The organism is Pseudomonas sp. SID14000, assembly GCF_002165135.1.
Taxonomy (GTDB): Bacteria; Pseudomonadota; Gammaproteobacteria; order Pseudomonadales; family Pseudomonadaceae; genus Aquipseudomonas.
In genome coordinates this window covers 1-1210 of the sequence record NZ_NFZQ01000042.1, presented here as the reverse complement: position 1 = coordinate 1210, position 1210 = coordinate 1, and the positions used below count along the sequence as shown (strand labels likewise).

Here is a 1210-nt window from a genome sequence, read left to right as displayed (position 1 = left end):
TCAGGCGACCGGGATGATCACGATCCAGGCAGCGGTCGGCATGGCCGAGGCACTGCTGTTATTACAGGCTCATGCCTTCGGCTCCGAGCGACCGTTGCTCGAGGTGGCGAAGGACGTGGTCGCCCGGCGGCTTCGTTTCGGGCCGGAAGGCGATCATCATGGATGAAGCACGTGAAGTGCGCTCACCGAACGGAGGCGTTGCGATGAGCAGGGAACAGCGGCTCGCCGCGGTGTTCGTCGAGCTTGCGGACACACTGGTCGCCGACTTCGACGTGATCGACTTCCTGCACACGCTGACTGAGCGCAGCGTCGAGTTGCTGCACGCGGACGCGGCGGGCCTGATCTTGGTGGATCCGCAAGGCAAGTTGCAGGTGCTGGCCTCCACCACCGACCAGGCCCGGGTGCTGGAGCTTTTCGAGCTGCAGAACTCTCAAGGCCCCTGCCTGGACTGCTTCAGGACCGGCCGTCCGGTGGTGAACGTCGGCCTGGCTGAGGTCGCGGCTCGCTGGCCACGCTTCCAGGCGGCCACCACGGCCGCGGGTTTCCGATCGGTGCATGCGTTGCCATTGCGCCTTCGGGGGCAGGTGATCGGGGCGATGAACCTGTTCTGCAAGGACCGGTCCAGCCTCACCGACGATGACGTCTCGGTGGGCCAGGCGCTGGCTGACGTGGCGACCATCGGCCTGCTGCAGGAACGCACGGTGCGGCACAGCGAGATCGTCGCCGAACAACTGCAAGCGGCGCTGAACAGCCGCGTCCTGATCGAGCAGGCCAAGGGAGTACTGGCCGAGCGATCCGGGGTCGACGTGGACGAGGCGTTCGCGTTGCTGCGGGCCTATGCCCGCAGCAACGGTAGCCAGCTCAGCGCCGTCGCCGTGGCGGTCATCAGCGGCACTGTGACAGTGACCGCGCCCTGATCAGGCGTCGGCCGTGGTGAGGGCCGTGGCCTCGGCCTCGGAGTGAGCGGCCGGCGTACGGAGGTGGGCGAGGGGCTTCCAGCCGGTGGCCAGTACGCCGATTGCGAGTAGTACTGCGAAAGCACCGACCCAGAAGGGGACCTGGACGTTGATCTCCTCGCCGAGCTTGCCGGCCAGCCAGGGCGCGACCGCGCCGCCGGAGAACCGGACGAAGCTGTACGCCGCGGAGGCGGTGCCGCGCTCGACCGGTGCGGCCGCCATCACGGCCTCGGTGATCAGGGTGTTGTTCACGC

At 67.8% G+C, this 1210-nt stretch carries 1 protein-coding gene and 1 pseudogene; one reads left to right on the top strand and one right to left on the bottom strand.

Annotated features, from left to right (window positions below; genetic code table 11):
• Positions 1-158 precede the first annotated feature (158 nt).
• Positions 159-917: a GAF and ANTAR domain-containing protein gene (locus CAY82_RS27315; RefSeq protein WP_218190845.1), complete on the top strand. Its 759-nt coding sequence runs from the start codon at positions 159-161 to the stop codon at positions 915-917.
• Here CAY82_RS27315 and CAY82_RS27310 read toward each other — a convergent pair.
• A pseudogene (locus CAY82_RS27310) lies at positions 918-1210 on the bottom strand (hypothetical protein); the annotation flags it as partial.